This window comes from Mesorhizobium sp. M1A.F.Ca.IN.020.06.1.1 (genome assembly GCF_004023265.1).
Taxonomy (GTDB): Bacteria; Pseudomonadota; Alphaproteobacteria; order Rhizobiales; family Rhizobiaceae; genus Mesorhizobium.
In genome coordinates, this window is sequence record NZ_RZSR01000021.1 from 1 (window position 1) to 15,993 (window position 15,993).

The 15,993-nt window shown below is 63.9% G+C and carries 18 protein-coding genes; 14 read left to right on the forward strand and 4 right to left on the reverse strand.

Translation table 11 applies throughout. The features are described 5' to 3' along the window. A partial coding sequence (locus tag EOA60_RS02085; RefSeq protein WP_206628090.1) for a benzoate/H(+) symporter BenE family transporter occupies nt 1–217 on the reverse strand: 217 nt, incomplete at its 3' end. 2 nt (nt 218–219) lie between these two features. Continuing rightward, nucleotides 220–990: an alpha/beta hydrolase gene (locus tag EOA60_RS02090; RefSeq protein ID WP_095825580.1), complete on the reverse strand. Its 771-nt coding sequence runs from the start codon at nt 988–990 to the stop codon at nt 220–222. Between the two features lie 214 nt (nt 991–1,204). Between EOA60_RS02090 and infC the strand changes: the two genes are divergently transcribed. Then, complete coding sequence (gene infC / locus EOA60_RS02095) at nt 1,205–1,741, forward strand: translation initiation factor IF-3 (RefSeq protein WP_067003282.1); 537 nt, start codon at nt 1,205–1,207, stop codon at nt 1,739–1,741. Between the two features lie 9 nt (nt 1,742–1,750). Here infC and EOA60_RS02100 read toward each other — a convergent pair whose 3' ends face one another. Next, entirely contained in the window at nt 1,751–2,053 is a 303-nt protein-coding gene (locus tag EOA60_RS02100) for a hypothetical protein (protein WP_127335651.1), read from the reverse strand. On the opposite strand from EOA60_RS02100, the gene EOA60_RS02105 reads away from it, so the two are divergent. From EOA60_RS02105 to EOA60_RS02135, 7 genes are all read left to right on the forward strand, one after another. Next, a complete protein-coding gene (locus EOA60_RS02105) occupies nt 2,052–2,699 on the forward strand; it encodes an isoprenylcysteine carboxylmethyltransferase family protein (RefSeq protein ID WP_067324658.1) in 648 nt (215 codons plus the stop codon). The genes EOA60_RS02100 and EOA60_RS02105 overlap by 2 nt on opposite strands. A 239-nt stretch (nt 2,700–2,938) precedes the next feature. Continuing rightward, nucleotides 2,939–3,142: a 50S ribosomal protein L35 gene (gene rpmI, locus EOA60_RS02110; RefSeq protein WP_027166935.1), complete on the forward strand. Its 204-nt coding sequence runs from the start codon at nt 2,939–2,941 to the stop codon at nt 3,140–3,142. 38 nt (nt 3,143–3,180) lie between these two features. After that, entirely contained in the window at nt 3,181–3,582 is a 402-nt protein-coding gene (gene rplT, locus EOA60_RS02115) for a 50S ribosomal protein L20 (protein ID WP_040968947.1), read from the forward strand. A gap of 185 nt (nt 3,583–3,767) precedes the next feature. After that, nucleotides 3,768–4,820: a phenylalanine--tRNA ligase subunit alpha gene (gene pheS, locus EOA60_RS02120; RefSeq protein ID WP_245502512.1), complete on the forward strand. Its 1,053-nt coding sequence runs from the start codon at nt 3,768–3,770 to the stop codon at nt 4,818–4,820. Then, on the forward strand, nt 4,817–5,257 hold the full coding sequence (locus EOA60_RS02125; protein ID WP_095825500.1) for a GFA family protein: 441 nt from the start codon (nt 4,817–4,819) through the stop codon (nt 5,255–5,257). Before pheS ends, EOA60_RS02125 begins: the two co-directional genes overlap by 4 nt. Further along, the gene (gene pheT / locus EOA60_RS02130; protein ID WP_095825499.1) at nt 5,254–7,662 is read left to right on the forward strand and encodes a phenylalanine--tRNA ligase subunit beta; all 2,409 of its coding nucleotides are present in this window, start codon (nt 5,254–5,256) and stop codon (nt 7,660–7,662) included. The genes EOA60_RS02125 and pheT overlap by 4 nt, the downstream gene beginning before the upstream one ends. A gap of 39 nt (nt 7,663–7,701) precedes the next feature. Next, entirely contained in the window at nt 7,702–8,304 is a 603-nt protein-coding gene (locus tag EOA60_RS02135) for a nucleotidyltransferase family protein (protein ID WP_127335871.1), read from the forward strand. A gap of 81 nt (nt 8,305–8,385) precedes the next feature. Here EOA60_RS02135 and EOA60_RS02140 read toward each other — a convergent pair whose 3' ends face one another. Then, nucleotides 8,386–9,381: an aldo/keto reductase gene (locus EOA60_RS02140; protein ID WP_095825579.1), complete on the reverse strand. Its 996-nt coding sequence runs from the start codon at nt 9,379–9,381 to the stop codon at nt 8,386–8,388. A gap of 96 nt (nt 9,382–9,477) precedes the next feature. Between EOA60_RS02140 and EOA60_RS02145 the strand changes: the two genes are divergently transcribed. The 6 genes from EOA60_RS02145 to EOA60_RS02170 all read left to right on the forward strand — a co-directional run. After that, nucleotides 9,478–10,368 carry a LysR family transcriptional regulator gene (locus tag EOA60_RS02145; RefSeq protein WP_067323833.1) on the forward strand — a complete coding sequence of 297 codons (891 nt, stop codon included), beginning with the start codon at nt 9,478–9,480 and terminating at the stop codon, nt 10,366–10,368. A gap of 64 nt (nt 10,369–10,432) precedes the next feature. Then, nucleotides 10,433–11,005, forward strand: coding sequence for a cytochrome b (locus tag EOA60_RS02150; RefSeq protein WP_095825498.1), 573 nt, complete (start codon nt 10,433–10,435; stop codon nt 11,003–11,005). A 67-nt stretch (nt 11,006–11,072) separates the two neighbouring features. Further along, nucleotides 11,073–11,648, forward strand: coding sequence for a YceI family protein (locus EOA60_RS02155; protein ID WP_067003284.1), 576 nt, complete (start codon nt 11,073–11,075; stop codon nt 11,646–11,648). Nucleotides 11,649–11,915: 267 nt separating this feature from the next. Beyond that, on the forward strand, nt 11,916–12,902 hold the full coding sequence (locus EOA60_RS02160; protein WP_067324656.1) for a Gfo/Idh/MocA family oxidoreductase: 987 nt from the start codon (nt 11,916–11,918) through the stop codon (nt 12,900–12,902). Between the two features lie 32 nt (nt 12,903–12,934). Beyond that, nucleotides 12,935–14,590 (forward strand): FAD-binding dehydrogenase, encoded by a 1,656-nt coding sequence (locus EOA60_RS02165; RefSeq protein ID WP_095825497.1) that lies wholly within the window; start codon nt 12,935–12,937, stop codon nt 14,588–14,590. A 239-nt stretch (nt 14,591–14,829) separates the two neighbouring features. Beyond that, nucleotides 14,830–15,993: caspase domain-containing protein (locus EOA60_RS02170; RefSeq protein WP_206628091.1), on the forward strand; the 1,164-nt coding region annotated here is incomplete at its 3' end.

Genomic DNA, 15,993 nt, shown 5'->3' on the forward strand with positions numbered 1-15,993 from the left:
GGCCCGGGGTCGACCAGGCGGTGATGACCGGCATTTTCGTGCGCCAGGACAGCCACAGGCATTCTAGGGCCATGGCCAGGCAGATCGCCGTCACCCCGCTCGCGGTCTCGATCTGAGTGGCGCCGATCGCCTTGGCGGCGGCAATGACGATGGCCAAAGTGCCGCCAAAGCCGACGATGGCCGCAACGAAGGCGGATATCGGGATTGAAATGCGCATGCTCATGAAACCCGCTGGACCAGGTCGCCGACGGCGCGGTTGAGCATGTCGAGATCCTCCGGGCGGGAGAGGCGATGATCGCCGTCGGGGATAAGCGACAGCGTGACGTCATCGGCCGGCAGCAGTGCGGCGAGCTTCAGCGCATGGCCGGAAGGCACGTCGGGATCGGCGAGACCCTGCAGGATATGCACCGGGCAATGAGTGTCGATCGGCCTGGTCATCACCCGGTTCGCGCGGCCGTCCTCGATCAGCGCGCGCGTGTAGATATAGGGCTCGGCGGAATAGTCGGACGGTTCCTCGAAAAATCCCTTTTTCGAAAGGTCGCGCTTCTGCGCCCTGGTCAGCACCGGCTCGATCAGCTCGACGGTAAAGTCGGGCGCCGGCGCAAGCAGCACCAGGCCGGCGATGCGGTCGTCGCCGGCCTTGCGCAATTCCTGCACCATGCGCAGCGCAATCCACGCCCCCATTGAGGAGCCGACCAGGATCTGCTTGCCCTTGCTGAAGCGGCGAAAGACGGCGAGGCTCTCGGCCAGCCATTTCGAGATCGTGCCCTCGGCGAATTCGCCGCCCGATTCGCCGTGGCCGGAATAGTCGTGGCGCAGATAGGCGCGGCCTTCGCGGCTCGCCCAGGCCGACAGCGCCTCGGCCTTGGTGCCCAGCATGTCGGACTTGTAGCCGCCCAGCCAGACGATGCCCGGCGCTGAGCCCGGCCCCTGCCTGACAGCGATCTGCGTTCCGTTCACGTCGATGAAAACTGGTGCGCTGGCGTCCATGACCTCGTCCTTCCGGCCGGTCTTTTGGCACATCCGGCGGTTCGCGGAAAAGTGCTCGCACCTTTTCTTTGCTTGGTGCAGGCAATGGCAAGCTTTGAGGTGATTTCCTGGCGAGGCTGTGCTATTGACTCCGGCCGCGCGCTCACCACATAGGCGCGTCCAAGCGATTGAACTCAAAGAAACCCTGAACGAAACGGCCGAGGAGACCACGACCATTCGCAGACCTTTCAAAGCAGCGGCCCCGACCAAGGACGGTCCGCGCTCCAATCGAGACATCCGGGTGCCCCGGGTCCAGCTCATCGACGCAGAAGGCCACAACCGTGGCGAAGTTTCCATCAACGACGCTCTGCTGCTGGCCGAAGAGGCCGGGCTGGATCTCGTCGAGATATCGCCCAATGCGCAGCCGCCTGTCGTCAAGATCCTCGATCTCGGCAAGCTGAAATACGCCAACCAGAAGAAGGCGGCCGAGGCGCGCAAGAACCAGAAGGTCATCGAGATCAAGGAGATCAAGATGCGCCCGAACATCGACAGCCATGACTACGAGACCAAGATGAAGGCCGTGCGGCGCTTCTTCGAGGACGGCGACAAGGTCAAGCTGACGCTGCGTTTCCGCGGCCGCGAAATGGCGCATATGGAACTCGGCATGCAGCTCCTGAACAAGGTGCGCGAGGAAGTCGCGCCGATCGCCAAGGTCGAGGCCGAGCCGAAGCTCGAAGGCCGACAGATGATGATGGTGCTGGCGCCCCGCTGACGGTGCGCCTCACGTTTCTTTCCGTCCTGGAGCCATTCCGGCGCGATCGCCGCAAACTGTCGCGCCGATCACGGTTTCGCGAAGGAGAATTGACCGGCCGGCGCTGCTTGGTGCTCCAAAATCCGCCTGAATTGCCGCGGAGGGCGACCCGACGATCGGCGGGGCGCCTGTTTTTCTATCCGATCGCCGGCTTCTCGATGGATCGAGCTCCTCGATCGCGAGCAAATCGACGATCGGATTTTCCCGATCGCGACCAAATCGACGATCGGGTTTTCCCGATCGCGAGCAAAACACGACGATCGGATTGGCCATGGTCGATGAAACAAAGATCCCGACCGACAACCAGATAGAAGGGTTGGGCGGCTACCAGTATATGCGCCGCATCGTGCTGGCGGTGCTCATCGTGGTGCTGTTTGCGGCACTCCTGTTCGGCCAGTCGACGTTCCCTCCCGAGACGCCCGTGCACGAGACGATCGAGATGTTCGGCGTGCTCCTGATCTTCCTGGGCATCGTCGGGCGCTTGTGGTCGACGCTCTACATCGGCGGCCGCAAATCCTCCGAAGTGGTCACCGGCGGGCCCTATTCGATCACCCGCAACCCGCTCTATCTGTTCTCGACCGTGGCCGCAGCCGGCGTTGGCGCGCAGATCGGCTCGTTTTCCGGCATCATCCTCTTCGCGGTCCTTTGCGCCGGCGCGTTCCACATCGTCATCCTGCGCGAGGAGCGCTATCTCAAGGAAGTCCTCGGCGCTCCCTACAAAGCCTATCTGGCGCGCGTGCCGCGCTTCTTTCCAAAGCTTTCGCTCTACCAGGAAGGCGACACCGGCAGCTTCAAGCCGCGCCTGCTGTTGAACACGCTGCTCGACGGGCTGGTATTCCTGGTGGCGCTGCCGGCCTTCGAACTGATCGACGGCGCGCAGCAGTCGGGGGTGCTGCCGGTGTGGTTCACGCTGCCCTGAACGGGACAGCGCGCCGCAGGGCGTGAGGTGTTGCGCACGAGCCCTGTTTGATCTATAGGACCGCCGTTCTGCGTATCGGGCCGGAAATCATCTCTGATTTACGGAAAGCACGATACGCAGAGCAAAAACAAAAACCGCCCGGCAGGGCATGCCGTGGCGGTTTCATTTGCTTTTCGGGCTCTGGTCGGCCCGAAGCGAGAAAAGAAGCGCGATGGTGCGCCACATTACGGAGTAGCAAAATGCCCAAGATGAAGACCAAATCGGCCGCCAAGAAGCGGTTCAAGATTACCGCCACCGGCAAGGTGCTGTCGGCTGCCGCCGGCAAGCGCCACGGCATGATCAAACGTTCCAACAAGTTCATTCGCGATGCCCGCGGCACGATGGTTCTGGCTGAACCGGACGGCAAGAAGGTCATCAAGAATTTTCTGCCGAACGGCCTTTAAGCATTCGGTCCGGAACAGCGTTTTAAGGAGATCATGACATGGCACGCGTAAAGAGAGGCGTCACCGCCCACGCCAAGCACAAGAAGGTCCTGAAAGCCGCCAAGGGCTTCTACGGCCGTCGCAAGAACACCATCCGCATCGCCAAGCAGGCGGTGGAAAAGTCGCTGCAGTACGCCTATCGCGACCGCAAGAACCGCAAGCGCTCGTTCCGCGCGCTGTGGATCCAGCGCATCAATGCAGCGGTGCACGAGCACGGCCTGACCTATGGCCGCTTCATCGACGGCCTCAACAAGGCCGGCATCGAGATCGACCGCAAGGTTCTTTCGGACATGGCCATCCACGAGCCGCAGGCTTTCGCAGCCCTTGTGGCCAAGGCCAAGGTGGCGCTCGAATATCTGAAGAACACCACGCCGAATGCTTTTGAGAGCGCTGTCGCCTAAGCCAGCGCTTCCCAAGCATTCGCTATTCTGATTTGGGGAACCCGCGCTGGCACGGCTGGCGCGGGTTTTTCTTATGCCTGATGCAACCAAATTGGTGACGCACCGGACCCCGGTGGTTGCCCGATCGAGAGAGTTTCGCCGTGAACGCCACCGCTGGAAATCTTGAAACCCTTGAAGCTTCTTTGATGGCCGACATCGCGGCCGCGGCCGACGAGCAGGCGATCGAGGCTGTGCGCGTCTCGGCGCTGGGCAAGAAGGGCTCGGTCTCCGAGATGCTGAAAACGCTCGGCGCGATGAGCGCCGAGGAGCGGCAGGTCAAGGGCCCGGCGATCAATGGGCTGAAGAACCGCGTCACCGAGGCGCTGACGGCGCGCAAGACGGAGCTGAAGGACGTGGCGATCGCGGCGCGGCTCGCCGCCGAAACGGTCGACGTCACGCTGCCGGTGCGCCAGTCGCCGGCCGAGCGCGGCCGCATTCATCCGATCAGCCAGGTGATCGACGAGATCGCAGCGATCTTCGGCGATCTCGGCTTCGCGATCGCCGAAGGTCCGGACATCGAGACCGACTATTACAATTTCACCGCGCTCAATTTTCCCGAGGGGCATCCGGCGCGCGAGATGCACGACACCTTCTTCTTCCAGCCGGACGAGAAGGGCGAGCGCAAGCTTTTGCGCACGCACACCTCGCCCGTGCAGATCCGCACAATGGAGCAGCAGAAGCCGCCGATCCGCATCGTCATTCCCGGCAAGACCTACCGGCAGGATTCGGACGCCACGCACTCGCCGATGTTCCATCAGGTCGAGGGGCTGGTGATCGACAAGACCGCCAACATCGCCAACATGAAGTGGGTGCTGGAGGAATTCTGCAAGGCCTTCTTCGAAGTGCCGAGCGTCAAGATGCGCTTCCGGCCGTCCTTCTTTCCGTTCACCGAGCCCAGCCTCGAGGTCGACATCCAGTGCGACCGCTCGCGGCCGGGCGAAGTGCGCTTCGGCGAAGGCTCCGACTGGATGGAAATCCTGGGCTGCGGCATGGTGCATCCCAACGTGCTGCGTTACGGCGGGCTCGATCCCGACGAATACCAGGGCTTTGCCTGGGGCATGGGCATCGATCGCATCGCCATGCTGAAATACGGCATGCCGGACCTGCGCGCCTTCTTCGACGCCGACGTGCGCTGGCTCACGCATTACGGCTTCCGGCCGCTCGACATGCCGACGCTGTTCGGGGGCCTTTCCACATGACTGCTCCCCACACCGGGGGCTGCCGCTGCGGTGCGGTGCGGTTCGAGGCCCCGGCCGAGCCGCACCACATCAGCTATTGCCATTGCGGCGATTGCCGGCGCGCCAGCGGCGCGCCGGTGTCGGCCTTTATCGGCTTCGCGGCCGACCAGATCGCGCTCGAAGGCAAGTCGCTGAAGAGCTACCGGAACGGCCCGGTGGCGCGCTCGTTCTGCGGCATTTGCGGCTCGCCGATCGCCTATAGCGACGAGCGGCTCGCCGGCCATATTTACTTCACGCTCGGCGCCATGGACATGCCTGCCTATTTCAGGCCGACGCTGCATGCGCATGTGCGCGAGCAGCTGCCCTTCCTGCATATGCCCGATTCACTGCCGCGGCACCTCAAGACGAGCGTGGCTAGACCTGACGCGCAAAGCCCTTCCTACGGAACACAGTCATGAAATTCACCCTCTCCTGGCTCAAGGACCATCTCGAGACCGACGCTTCGCTTGCCGAAATCGTCGAGCGGCTGACGGCGATCGGCCTCGAAGTCGAACATGTCGACGACAAGGCGGGCCTAAAACCCTTTGTCATAGCCAAGGTGCTGACTGCCGTGCAGCATCCCGACGCCGACCGGCTGCGGGTGCTTACGGTCGATACCGGCGACGGCAAGCCGCCGGTGCAGGTGGTGTGCGGGGCGCCCAACGCCCGCGCCGGCCTGGTCGGCGCTTTTGCTGCGCCCGGCACCTATATTCCCGGCATCGACGTCACGCTTTCGGTCGGCAAGATCCGCGGCGTCGAGAGCCATGGCATGATGTGCTCCGAACGCGAGCTGCAGCTTTCGGACGAGCATACCGGCATCATCGACCTGCCCGAAGACGCACCGGTCGGCACCAGCTTCGCCGCCTACGCCCATCTCGACGATCCGGTGATCGAGATCAACCTGACGCCGAACCGCCCCGATGCCACCAGCGTCTACGGCATCGCCCGCGATCTCGCGGCGAGCGGCCTCGGCCGGCTGACCGGCGGCGCGATCATGCCGCATGCCGGCGACGGCATGTGCCCGGTCAAGGTCAAGATCGAGGCACCGGAACTCTGCCCCGGCTTCGCGCTGACGCTGGTGAAGGGCGTGAAGAACGGCCCGTCGCCGAAATGGCTGCAGCAGCGGCTGATCGCCATCGGGCTTCGGCCGATCAGCGCGCTGGTCGACATCACCAACTACGTCACCTTCGACCGCGGCCGGCCGCTGCATGTGTTCGACGCGAAGAAGGTCACCGGCAACCTTGTGGTGCGCCGCGCCAGGGACGGTGAAAACGTGCTGGCGCTCGACGGACGCGAATACTCGCTGACGCCCGAGATGTGCGTGATCGCCGACGACAACGGCATCGAATCGATTGCCGGCATCATGGGCGGCGAGCATTCGGGCTGCGACGAGAACACCACCGACGTGCTGATCGAATCGGCGCTCTGGGACCCGATCACGACGGCCCGCACCGGTCGCACGCTCGGCATCATCAGCGATGCGCGCTACCGCTTCGAGCGCGGCGTCGACCCTGAGTTCATGGTGCCCGGCGTCGAGCTCGCGACCAAGCTGGTGCTGGAATTGTGCGGCGGTACGCCGACCGAAATCGAGGTGGCGGGCTATGCCGGCCACAAGCCGAAGATCATTCCCTTCCCGCTGTCGGAAGTGAAGCGGCTGACCGGCATCGAGGTGCCGAGAGAAGAAGCGCTCACTATACTGACCCGTCTCGGCTTCGAGCCGCGCAGCTCAGGTGACGCCGTCGAGGTGAAGGTCCCCTCCTGGCGTCCGGATGTCGACGGCAAGGCCGATCTCGTCGAGGAAGTGATGCGCATCCACGGCGTCGACAACATAGCGCCGCAGCCGCTCACCTCGCATGACGCGGTCAACGGCAGGATCCTGACCATGCTGCAGGTGCGCACCCGGGCCGCCAAGCGCGCGCTCGCCGTGCGCGGCATGATGGAGGCGGTCACCTGGTCGTTCATTCCGGCGAAACACGCCGAGCTGTTCGGCGGCGGCCAGAACCGGCTGAAGCTCGCCAACCCGATCGCCGCCGACATGTCCGACATGCGGCCGTCGCTGCTGCCCGGGCTGATCAGCGCCGCCCAGCGCAATGCCGATCGGGGCATCGGCGACGTGGCGCTGTTCGAGGTCTCCGGCACCTATGAAGGCGACTTGGCCGATCAGCAGCGGCGCGTCGCCGCCGGCGTGCGGCGGGGCACCGCCAAGCTCGACGGCTCGGGCCGCAGCTGGGCCGGCAATGCCGGGCCGGTCGGGGTGTTCGACGCCAAGGCCGATGCGATCGCGGCGCTCGAAGCCTGCGGCGCGCCGGTCGACAGGCTGCAGATCGAGCCCGGCGGCCCGGCCTGGTACCATCCCGGACGCTCAGGCACGATCAAGCTCGGGCCGAAGACCGTGCTCGGCACTTTCGGCGAGTTCCATCCAAAGACGCTCGAAGTGCTCGACGCCTCCGGGCCGCTCTGCGGCTTCGAGGTCTTTGTCGATGCCGTGCCGGAGCCGAAGGCCAAGCCGACGCGCACCAAGCCGAAGCTGGAGCTTTCACCCTTCCAGGCGGTGAAGCGCGATTTTGCTTTCGTCGTCGACCGGACGGTCGAGGCCGGCACGCTGGTGCGGGCAGCTTTGGCCGCCGACAAGAAGCTCGTCACCGGCGTTTCGGTGTTCGACGTCTTCGAGGGCGCTGCGCTCGGCGCCGCCAAGAAGTCGATCGCCATCGAAGTCTCGATCCAGCCGGTCGAAAAGACGCTGACCGACGAGGATTTCGAGGCGCTGGCCAAGCGCATCGTCGAGAACGTCAACAAGCAGACGGGCGGCGTGCTGAGAGCCTAAAGGATTGCCGGAAGGTGGCGAATCGCCCTCCATTGGGCGATGCACCATCTCCGCTATTCCGGCCTGCCTTTCGAGGAGCAACGCGCGGCGTTCCTCGAAATCGTGGCGGCGGACCCGCTGCTGGCCAAAACGCTGGCGCGAGTGCGTGAACTGGCGTTGCCGGACTGGCTGGTGGTTTCCGGCGCGCTCTACAACAGCATCTGGAACCATCTCACCGGCAGGCCCTCAGGCTACGGCATCAAGGATGTCGATCTGTTCTATTTCGACGGCACCGATCTCTCCTACGAGGCCGAGGACGCGGTGATCCGCCGGGCGGCGCAGCATTTCGAAGGACTGACGCTGCCGGTGGAGGTGCGAAATCAGGCACGCGTGCACCTGTGGTATCCGGCCAAATTCGGGCAGGCATGCCCGCGCTACACGAGCGCGAGTGAATCGGTCGGCTATTTCGCCTCGAAGACGCATGCGGTCGGGGTGCGGTTCGACGCAGACGAGGCGTTGGAGCTGGTGGCGCCGTTCGGGCTCGACGACATTTTTTCGTTCCGTATCACGCCGAACCGGGCGCTGGACAACCAGCGGACGCATGAGGCGAAGGGGAGGAGGGCGCGAGAGAACTGGCCGGAGATCAGCGTGCTGCCTTGGTAGGTCAGCGCGAGGCGCCCCCCTCTGTCCTGCCGGACAGAGGGGGGCGCTGTCCCGCCAGCGTCTCAAAGCAAGCTGAAATGTCTAACCATTCACCAGCGCCAGCAGCTCTTCGGTATAGCGCTTACCGACGACCTTGTCGGGCGACAGCGCGTCGCCGATGGCCGCGACCTCGGCGGCGCTCAGCTTGATCCCGGCCGCTGCCGTGTTCTGCTCCAAATGGCGGATCTTGCGCGCGCCGGGGATCGGCACGATGAAATCGCCCTGGTGCAGCAACCAAGCGAGCGCCAGTTGTGCCGCTGTCACGCCCTTTTCCATCGCCAACTTTTCCAGCACGGCAATGACGGCATTGTTGGCTTCCATGGCTTCGGCCTGGAAGCGCGGCAGGCCGAGGCGCCAGTCGCCGGCGCCGAGCGTATCGCGCTTGGCGATGGTGCCGGTGAGCAGGCCGCGGCCGAGCGGACTGTAGGGGACAAAGCCGATGCCGAGCTCGCGGCAAACGGCAAAGACCTCGTCCTCGGGATCGCGGCTCCACAGCGAATACTCGCTCTGCACGGCGGCGATCGGGTGCACGGCATGCGCCCGGCGCAGCGTGGCGCCGCTCACTTCCGACAGGCCGAGCGCCCGCACCTTGCCCTCGCGCACCAGTTCGGCCATGGCGCCGACCGTGTCCTCGATCGGCACGTTCGGGTCAACGCGATGCTGGTAGTAGAGGTCGATGACGTCGGTATCGAGCCGCTTCAGCGAGGCCTCCGCCACCGCCTTGACGTGCTCAGGGCGGCTGTCGACGCCGATCATGCGGTCGATGCCCGAACCGTGCTCGGATATCTTGAAGCCGAATTTGGTGGCGATGGTGACCTTCTCGCGTACCGGCTTCAGCGCCTTGCCGAGCAGGATCTCGTTCTCGTAAGGGCCATAGACTTCGGCGGTATCGAAGAAGGTGACACCGATCTCGATGGCGCGGCGCAGCGTAGCGATGGCTTCCGCCTCCGGCTGTCCGCCATAGACAAAGCTCATGCCCATGCAGCCGAGGCCGACGGGGAAGACTTCGAGTTCAGTTCCTAATTTGCGGGTTTGCATGGCGCATCTCCTTGTTGCGATGGAGATGAAATAGCGCCTAGGCATCCGTTCGATAATCATGTCTCTTTCGCACAGCTCGCTCTATAAGATAGATCAATGAACCGGACGAACCTTTCCCAGCTGGCCGTTCTCGCCGCGGTCGCGCAATGCGCCAGCTTCCGCGGCGCGGCCCGCGAGCTCGGCATCGCGCCGTCGGCGGTCAGCCATGCGGTGGCGAGCCTGGAGGCGCGGCTCGGCGTGCGGCTTCTGGCGCGCAGCACGCGCAGTGTCGCCCCGACCGAGGAAGGCGCGCGGCTGTTGGAGCGCCTGCGGCCGGCACTGTCCGAGATCGACCTGGCGCTGGAAACGGCGGTCGAGACGCGCGACCGGCCGGCTGGCAATCTCAGGCTTAGCGTGCCGCGCACCGCCGCGCATCTGGTGCTGACGCCGCGGCTCGCTGCCTTCACCGCCGCCTATCCCGAGATCATGCTGGAGATCGTGATCGAGGACCGCTTCACGGATGTGGTGGAGGGTGGGTTCGACGCCGGCGTCAGGCTGGGCGAAAGCCTGCAGCGCGACATGATCGCGGCGCGCATCGGGCCGAACATCCGCGGCGCGTTGGTCGGCGCGCCCTCCTACTTCGCGACCATGCCCAAACCGCGTCATCCGCGCGATCTCGCCGATCACCGCTGCATCCGCTTCCGCTTCTCCAGCGGCATCCTCTACCGCTGGGAGTTCGAGAAGGACGGCGAGGAAATCGAGATCGCCGCGCCAGGGCCGCTGATCCTCGACGAGGACCATCTGATCGCCCAGGCCGCGATCGACGGCGCCGGGCTCGCCTTCGTCTTCGAGGACTATGTGAAGGCGCCGCTCGCCGATGGCCGGCTGATCCGCGTGCTGGAGGACTGGTGCCCCGCTTTCGACGGCTTCTTCGTCTACTACCCAAGCCGCCGCCAGATGCGGCCGGCGTTGCGGGCCTTCGTCGATTTCTTCAAGGTGAGCGGGTAGGGCTCCTCCGTTCCGCTTGTGGGGAGGGCTGGAAGAAAGGTGATTTCAGCGACGTTTTTCGACCATGCAATCGTCCATCACCAACACCGCCACCCGCTATGGCTGGGCGATGATCATCCTTCACTGGCTGATCGGCCTCATCTTCATCGGCCAGTTCGTGCTCGGCTTCGTGATGATGCGCATCGACAGCCAGCGGACGTCTTTCGAGCTGATCCAGCTGCATAAGTCCGTCGGCTTCCTGCTGCTTGGGCTGGTCATCCTGCGCATCGCCTGGCGTGTCGGCAATGCGGCGCCAGCACTCCCGCCTTCGGTGGGAACATTGGAGCGCAAGGCAGCGCCGCTGGCGCATTTGGCGCTTTACGCCTTCCAGGTTGCCCTGCCGCTCTCCGGCTGGGCGCTGGTCTCGGTCTCGACGCTGGAAATCCCGACGATGCCCTTCAACCAGTTCGTCATGCCCGACCTGCCGCTCGCCGAATCCGACGCCGCGGAAAGCTTCTGGTCGGCCGCGCATTGGTATCTTGCCTATGCCGGCATCGCGCTGGTCGCGTTGCATATCCTTGCTGCGATGCGCCACCATTTCCTGCTGCGCGACAGCGTGCTCACGCGCATAATCACGCCTTCGTCAGCCCGGGAATAGAGCGGGCCGCCCGTTCGTTGGTGGCGGGGAGACAGCAATGCGCTGGTTCAGGATAGGAAAGATGTCGATGCATGCGCGCATCCTCGGATTGGCGGCCTTTGCCGCTTGCCTTGCCGCGCCGGTTTGCGCCGCGGTGGCGCTCAGTGACGCCGCCGGCAGCTACACGATCAGCCCCGCGGGCTCCTCGATCCGCTTCACCATCGGCAAGGCCGGCGGTGGCGGCTTCGGCGGCGCCTTCGGCCGCTTCAAGGGCACGATCCGCATCGACAATGCCGATGTCGGGCGCTCGAAGGTCAACCTCACCATCTTTCCGGAAAGCGTCGGCACCGGCCAGGGCCGCATCGATGCTTTCCTGCGTTCCGACGCCGTCTTCGACAGCGCCAACAATCCGGAGATCCAATTCCGCTCGACAAACGTGACCCGCACCGGCGAGACCACCGCCGTGGTCACCGGCCGGCTGACGGCGCGCGGCAAGACGTTTTCGGAAAAGTTCACGGCCGAGCTCGATGGGCTGAAGTCAGGAACCATCAAGTTCCATGTCACCGGCAAGGTGCTCAGATCGCGCTACGGCATGGATGTCGGCACGCCGATCTATTCCAACGTCGTCGACTTCGACATGACCCTGACGGGGAGAAGGGGTTAGCTCTGGTGGCGCATCCTCGGGTTCGTCATCCTAGGGCGGAGCAAGGAGCGAAGCGACGCGCGCAGACCCTAGGATCCATGGCGTGACGCTAAGGCGTTGCAACGGTTACAGATCTCTGCATCCCTGCACTTTACGTCAAGGTCACGGGAATGGATCCTCGGGTCAAGCCCGAGAATGACGAAGGCGCTTTGTGGCCCGCGTCTGCGATTGGCTTTTCTCCGGAATTGGGGCACACCTCCATCGACGTAACCGACATGGAGAAGCATGATGTTCCGATGGGGTGTTCTGTCGACGGCCAAGATCGGCCGCGAGCAGCTTTTGCCGGCGATCGTAGATTCGGAGAATGGCGTGCTGTCGGCGATCGCCAGCCGCGACCTGTCGAAGGCCAAGGCACTGGGCGAGCGTTTCGGCGCGCCGCATGCCTTCGGCTCCTATGAGGAACTGCTCGCTTCCAAGGAGGTCGATGGCGTCTATATCCCGCTGCCGACCTCGCAGCATGTCGAATGGACGGCAAAGGCAATCGAGGCGGGAAAACATGTGCTGGTCGAGAAGCCTCTTGCGCTCGACGCCAAGGACATCCCGCAGCTGATCAAGCTGCGCGACGAGAAGAAGGTGCTGGTCTGCGAGGCCTTCATGGTCGTCTACCACCCGCAGTGGATCAAGGTGCGCGACCTGATCGCCAGCGGCGCGATCGGCCGGCTGCGCCACGTGCAGGGCGCGTTTTCCTATTACAATGTCGATCCCACCAACATGCGCAACCAGCTGGATCTTGGCGGCGGCGCGCTGCCCGACATCGGCGTCTATCCGACCGTGTCGACGCGCTTCTCGACCGGCAAGGAACCGGTCCGCGTGCAAGCCACCATCGAGCGCGACAAGACCTTCGGCACCGACATCTATTCCTCGATCCGCGCCGATTTCGGCGACTTCGAACTGTCCTTCTACCTGTCGACGCAGATGGCGGCGCGGCAGGTGATGGTGTTCCACGGCGAGAAGGGTTTCATCGAGGTCTTTGGCCCGTTCAATGCCGGGCTCTACGACCACCACCGCATCGAATTGCACAATCAGAACCACACGGAAGCGCAGGTGTTCCGCTTCCCGGGCACCCAGCAGTACCGGCTGGAATGCGAGGCCTTCGTACGCGCGGCCCAGGGCGGCAAGGACCGTGTCTTCACGCTGGAGGAATCGGTCCTCAACCAGAAGGTCATCGACGCCATCTTCCGCGCCGGCGACAAGGACGGCTGGGAGCCCGTCTGACAGGCCGTCGGAAGGCGCTGGGGGGAACGAAGATGGCTGACGACGCGGATGTCATCATTGTCGGCGCGGGGCTGGCAGGCCTCGTCGCCGCGGCAGAACTTGCCGATGCCGGCAAGAAAATCATCATCGTCGACCAGGAGCCCGAGCAATCGCTGGGCGGCCAGGCCTTCTGGTCGTTCGGCGGGCTTTTCCTGGTCGACTCGCCCGAGCAGCGGCGCATGCGCATCCGCGATTCCCACGACCTCGCGCTCGCAGACTGGATGGGCACCGCCGCCTTCGACCGCCCTGAGGATTTTTGGCCGCGCAAATGGGCTGAAGCCTATCTCGGCTTCGCCGCCGGCGAGAAGCGCTCCTGGCTGATCGAGCGCGGGTTGAAATTCTTCCCCGTCGTCGGCTGGGCCGAGCGCGGCGGCGGCTATGCCTGCGGCCACGGCAATTCGGTGCCGCGCTTCCACATCACCTGGGGCACCGGGCCCGGCGTGCTGGAGCCCTTCGTGCTGCGCGTGCGCGAGGCGCAGAAGCGTGGGCTCGTCGAGTTCAAGTTCCGCTACCGGGTCAATGAGATCACGCGGACCGGGAAGACGGTGACCGGGGTGCGCGGCGACGTGCTGGAGCCAAGCACGGTCGAGCGTGGACGCAAGAGCTCGCGCAACGTGGCCGGGGATTTCGAGCTCCACGCCCAGGTCGTGATCGTCGCTTCCGGCGGCATCGGCGGCAACCACGAGCTGGTGCGTAAGAACTGGCCGCAGCGTCTCGGCGCGACGCCGAAGCGCATGATCACCGGCGTGCCGGACCATGTCGACGGCCGCATGCTGGCAATTGCCGAAGCAGCGGGCGGGAGGGTCATCAACCGCGACCGCATGTGGCACTATGTCGAGGGCATCAAGAATTGGGCGCCGGTCTGGACCGATCACGCCATACGTATCCTGCCGGGTCCCTCTTCGCTATGGCTCGACGCGCGCGGCAGACGGCTGCCGGTGCCGCTTTTCCCAGGCTTCGACACTTTAGCCACGCTCAGCCATATCATGAGCACCGGCTTCGATTATTCGTGGTTCATCCTGACGAAGAAGATCGTCCAGAAGGAGTTCGCGCTGTCGGGCTCGGAGCAGAATCCGGACCTCACCGGCAAGAGCTGGCGGCAGGTGCTTGGCCGCGCCACGTCGGGCATTCCCGGCCCGGTGAAAGCCTTCATGGAAAAGGGTGAGGATTTCATCGTCGAGGCCAACCTTTCGAAGCTGGTGGCGCGGATGAACGGGCTGGCCGGCGAGCCGCTGCTCGATGTGGCGCAGGTCGAACGCGAGATCCGCGCCCGCGACATGCAGCTCGACAACCCGTTCTCCAAGGATGCGCAGGTCACCGCGCTGCGCGGCGCGCGCGCCTATCTCGGCGACAGGCTGATCCGCACCGCAAAGCCGCACAAGATGCTCGATCCGGCGAACGGCCCGTTGATTGCGGTGCGCCTCAACATCCTCACCCGCAAAACGCTGGGCGGCCTGCAGACCGATCTCGACAGCCGCGTGCTCGACGCGGCGGGCGAGCCGGTCCCTGGTCTCTATGCGGTGGGCGAGGTCGCCGGCTTCGGCGGCGGCGGCGTGCACGGCTATGCGGCTCTCGAAGGCACCTTCCTCGGCGGCTGCATCTTTTCCGGACGCAGCGCCGGAAGGGCGGCGACGAAGGCGGTCGGCTGAGCGATCGAACGGTGTTGCCAAAAGCTCGTGAGCTCGGCCCACCTTGTATGCTGCGGCCTCATTCGGGGGTTTGATGTTGCTTGAAGTCGATGCCGGAAAGGGCGTTGACGATGCACGGAGACCTCATACCAAGCGGCCTCCGGCAAGTTTGGCCCCTTCCCCAAGCAAGATGGCCCTTACAACGGGTACCCACGCGCTTTAACGGATGCTAATATTCTCCGTTACTCGGGAAGGTCGCAATGTCCAAGGTTTGTTTGTTGTGCGCGTGCCTTCTTTTGCTGGCCGGCTTGTCGACACCGGCCTCCTCTGAGACCCAGATCGGTCAACGCAGCCATAGATATGCGCTCGTAATCGGTAACTCGGCCTACCGTTTTGCGTCATCGCTTCCCAACGGGGTAAATGATGCGAATGCCATCTCCCGAGTTTTGCAAGAGACGGGCTTCGACGTCACCCTTGGATTGGATACCGACGCATCAACGTTCAGGGAACTCATCGGAAAATTCAGGCGAAACTTGCGGCCGGGTGACGTCTCGCTTTTTTACTTCGCCGGACACGGGCTCCAAGCGAACGGGGAGAACTACCTATTGCCCGTTGACGCCGCCCTTCAACGTCCGGCCGACTTGGCTCTGGAGGCTGAGCGCCTGCAAGACATCATCGCCGCCATGACGGCCGAGGAAAATATCGCAATCGTCCTTCTCGATGCCTGTCGGGACAATCCTTTCGTTAAGCAATTGAGTGGACCGGGTCAAAGTCGCGGCCTTGCCATAGGAAAGGGGCTGGGAGCCTTGGATGCTGGCAGGGGAGTCTTTATCGGCTTTGCAACACAACCCGGCAACGTGGCTCTCGATGGAGCCGTCAATCATAGTCCGTTTGCAGACTCTCTTGTGAAGCGGATAAAGACTCCTTCGATCGACATTGAAATTCTCATGCGTCGCGTCCGGTTGGACGTCATGAACGCGACTTCTGGGAAGCAGGTTCCCTGGAGCAACTCGTCCCTGGTGGAGCCGGGATTCTCATTCAACCCGGATGCCGCGTCTAGTCCGTCTTCGGCAGACGCCTATCAGCCAGACATCAACGCGGCGGCAGAGCTTGAATTCTGGAAATCAATCAAGGATACATCCGATGTCTCGATGTATCGTGCTTATCTAGCGGCATTTCCGAATGGTGCATTCGTCGAAATTGCAAAGAGCCGAATTGCCAAGTTCCAAGCACCTACGCCGCCACGCAAAAAGATCCTGCCAAAGAAAGTCAGTCGCAAGCCGCAAGTGTCGTTGCCTATCGATGAACCTTCCAATCGTTCGGCAAAAACGAGCGCACCAGCTAAACCGGAATCCGTGGGGCGATGCAGGGATGGCAACAAGGAGAGGTGTCGCCAGAGATGCCGTGAAGGCGCAAGGCGTGCC

Bases quoted from the DNA above. Each gene is read 5' to 3' on its own strand.
- EOA60_RS02155 (WP_067003284.1), top strand. From the start codon at position 11,073: ATGCATGCGCGCATCCTCGGATTGGCGGCCTTTGCCGCTTGCCTTGCC.
- EOA60_RS02165 (WP_095825497.1), top strand. From the start codon at position 12,935: ATGGCTGACGACGCGGATGTCATCATTGTCGGCGCGGGGCTGGCAGGC.
- EOA60_RS02145 (WP_067323833.1), top strand. From the start codon at position 9,478: ATGAACCGGACGAACCTTTCCCAGCTGGCCGTTCTCGCCGCGGTCGCG.
- EOA60_RS02100 (WP_127335651.1), bottom strand. From the start codon at position 2,053: ATGGCCAATCCGATCGTCGTGTTTTGCTCGCGATCGGGAAAACCCGAT.
- EOA60_RS02150 (WP_095825498.1), top strand. From the start codon at position 10,433: ATGCAATCGTCCATCACCAACACCGCCACCCGCTATGGCTGGGCGATG.
- EOA60_RS02090 (WP_095825580.1), bottom strand. From the start codon at position 990: ATGGACGCCAGCGCACCAGTTTTCATCGACGTGAACGGAACGCAGATC.
- rplT (WP_040968947.1), top strand. From the start codon at position 3,181: ATGGCACGCGTAAAGAGAGGCGTCACCGCCCACGCCAAGCACAAGAAG.
- rpmI (WP_027166935.1), top strand. From the start codon at position 2,939: ATGCCCAAGATGAAGACCAAATCGGCCGCCAAGAAGCGGTTCAAGATT.
- pheS (WP_245502512.1), top strand. From the start codon at position 3,768: ATGGCCGACATCGCGGCCGCGGCCGACGAGCAGGCGATCGAGGCTGTG.
- EOA60_RS02135 (WP_127335871.1), top strand. From the start codon at position 7,702: ATGCACCATCTCCGCTATTCCGGCCTGCCTTTCGAGGAGCAACGCGCG.
- EOA60_RS02140 (WP_095825579.1), bottom strand. From the start codon at position 9,381: ATGCAAACCCGCAAATTAGGAACTGAACTCGAAGTCTTCCCCGTCGGC.
- pheT (WP_095825499.1), top strand. From the start codon at position 5,254: ATGAAATTCACCCTCTCCTGGCTCAAGGACCATCTCGAGACCGACGCT.
- EOA60_RS02105 (WP_067324658.1), top strand. From the start codon at position 2,052: ATGGTCGATGAAACAAAGATCCCGACCGACAACCAGATAGAAGGGTTG.
- EOA60_RS02160 (WP_067324656.1), top strand. From the start codon at position 11,916: ATGTTCCGATGGGGTGTTCTGTCGACGGCCAAGATCGGCCGCGAGCAG.
- EOA60_RS02125 (WP_095825500.1), top strand. From the start codon at position 4,817: ATGACTGCTCCCCACACCGGGGGCTGCCGCTGCGGTGCGGTGCGGTTC.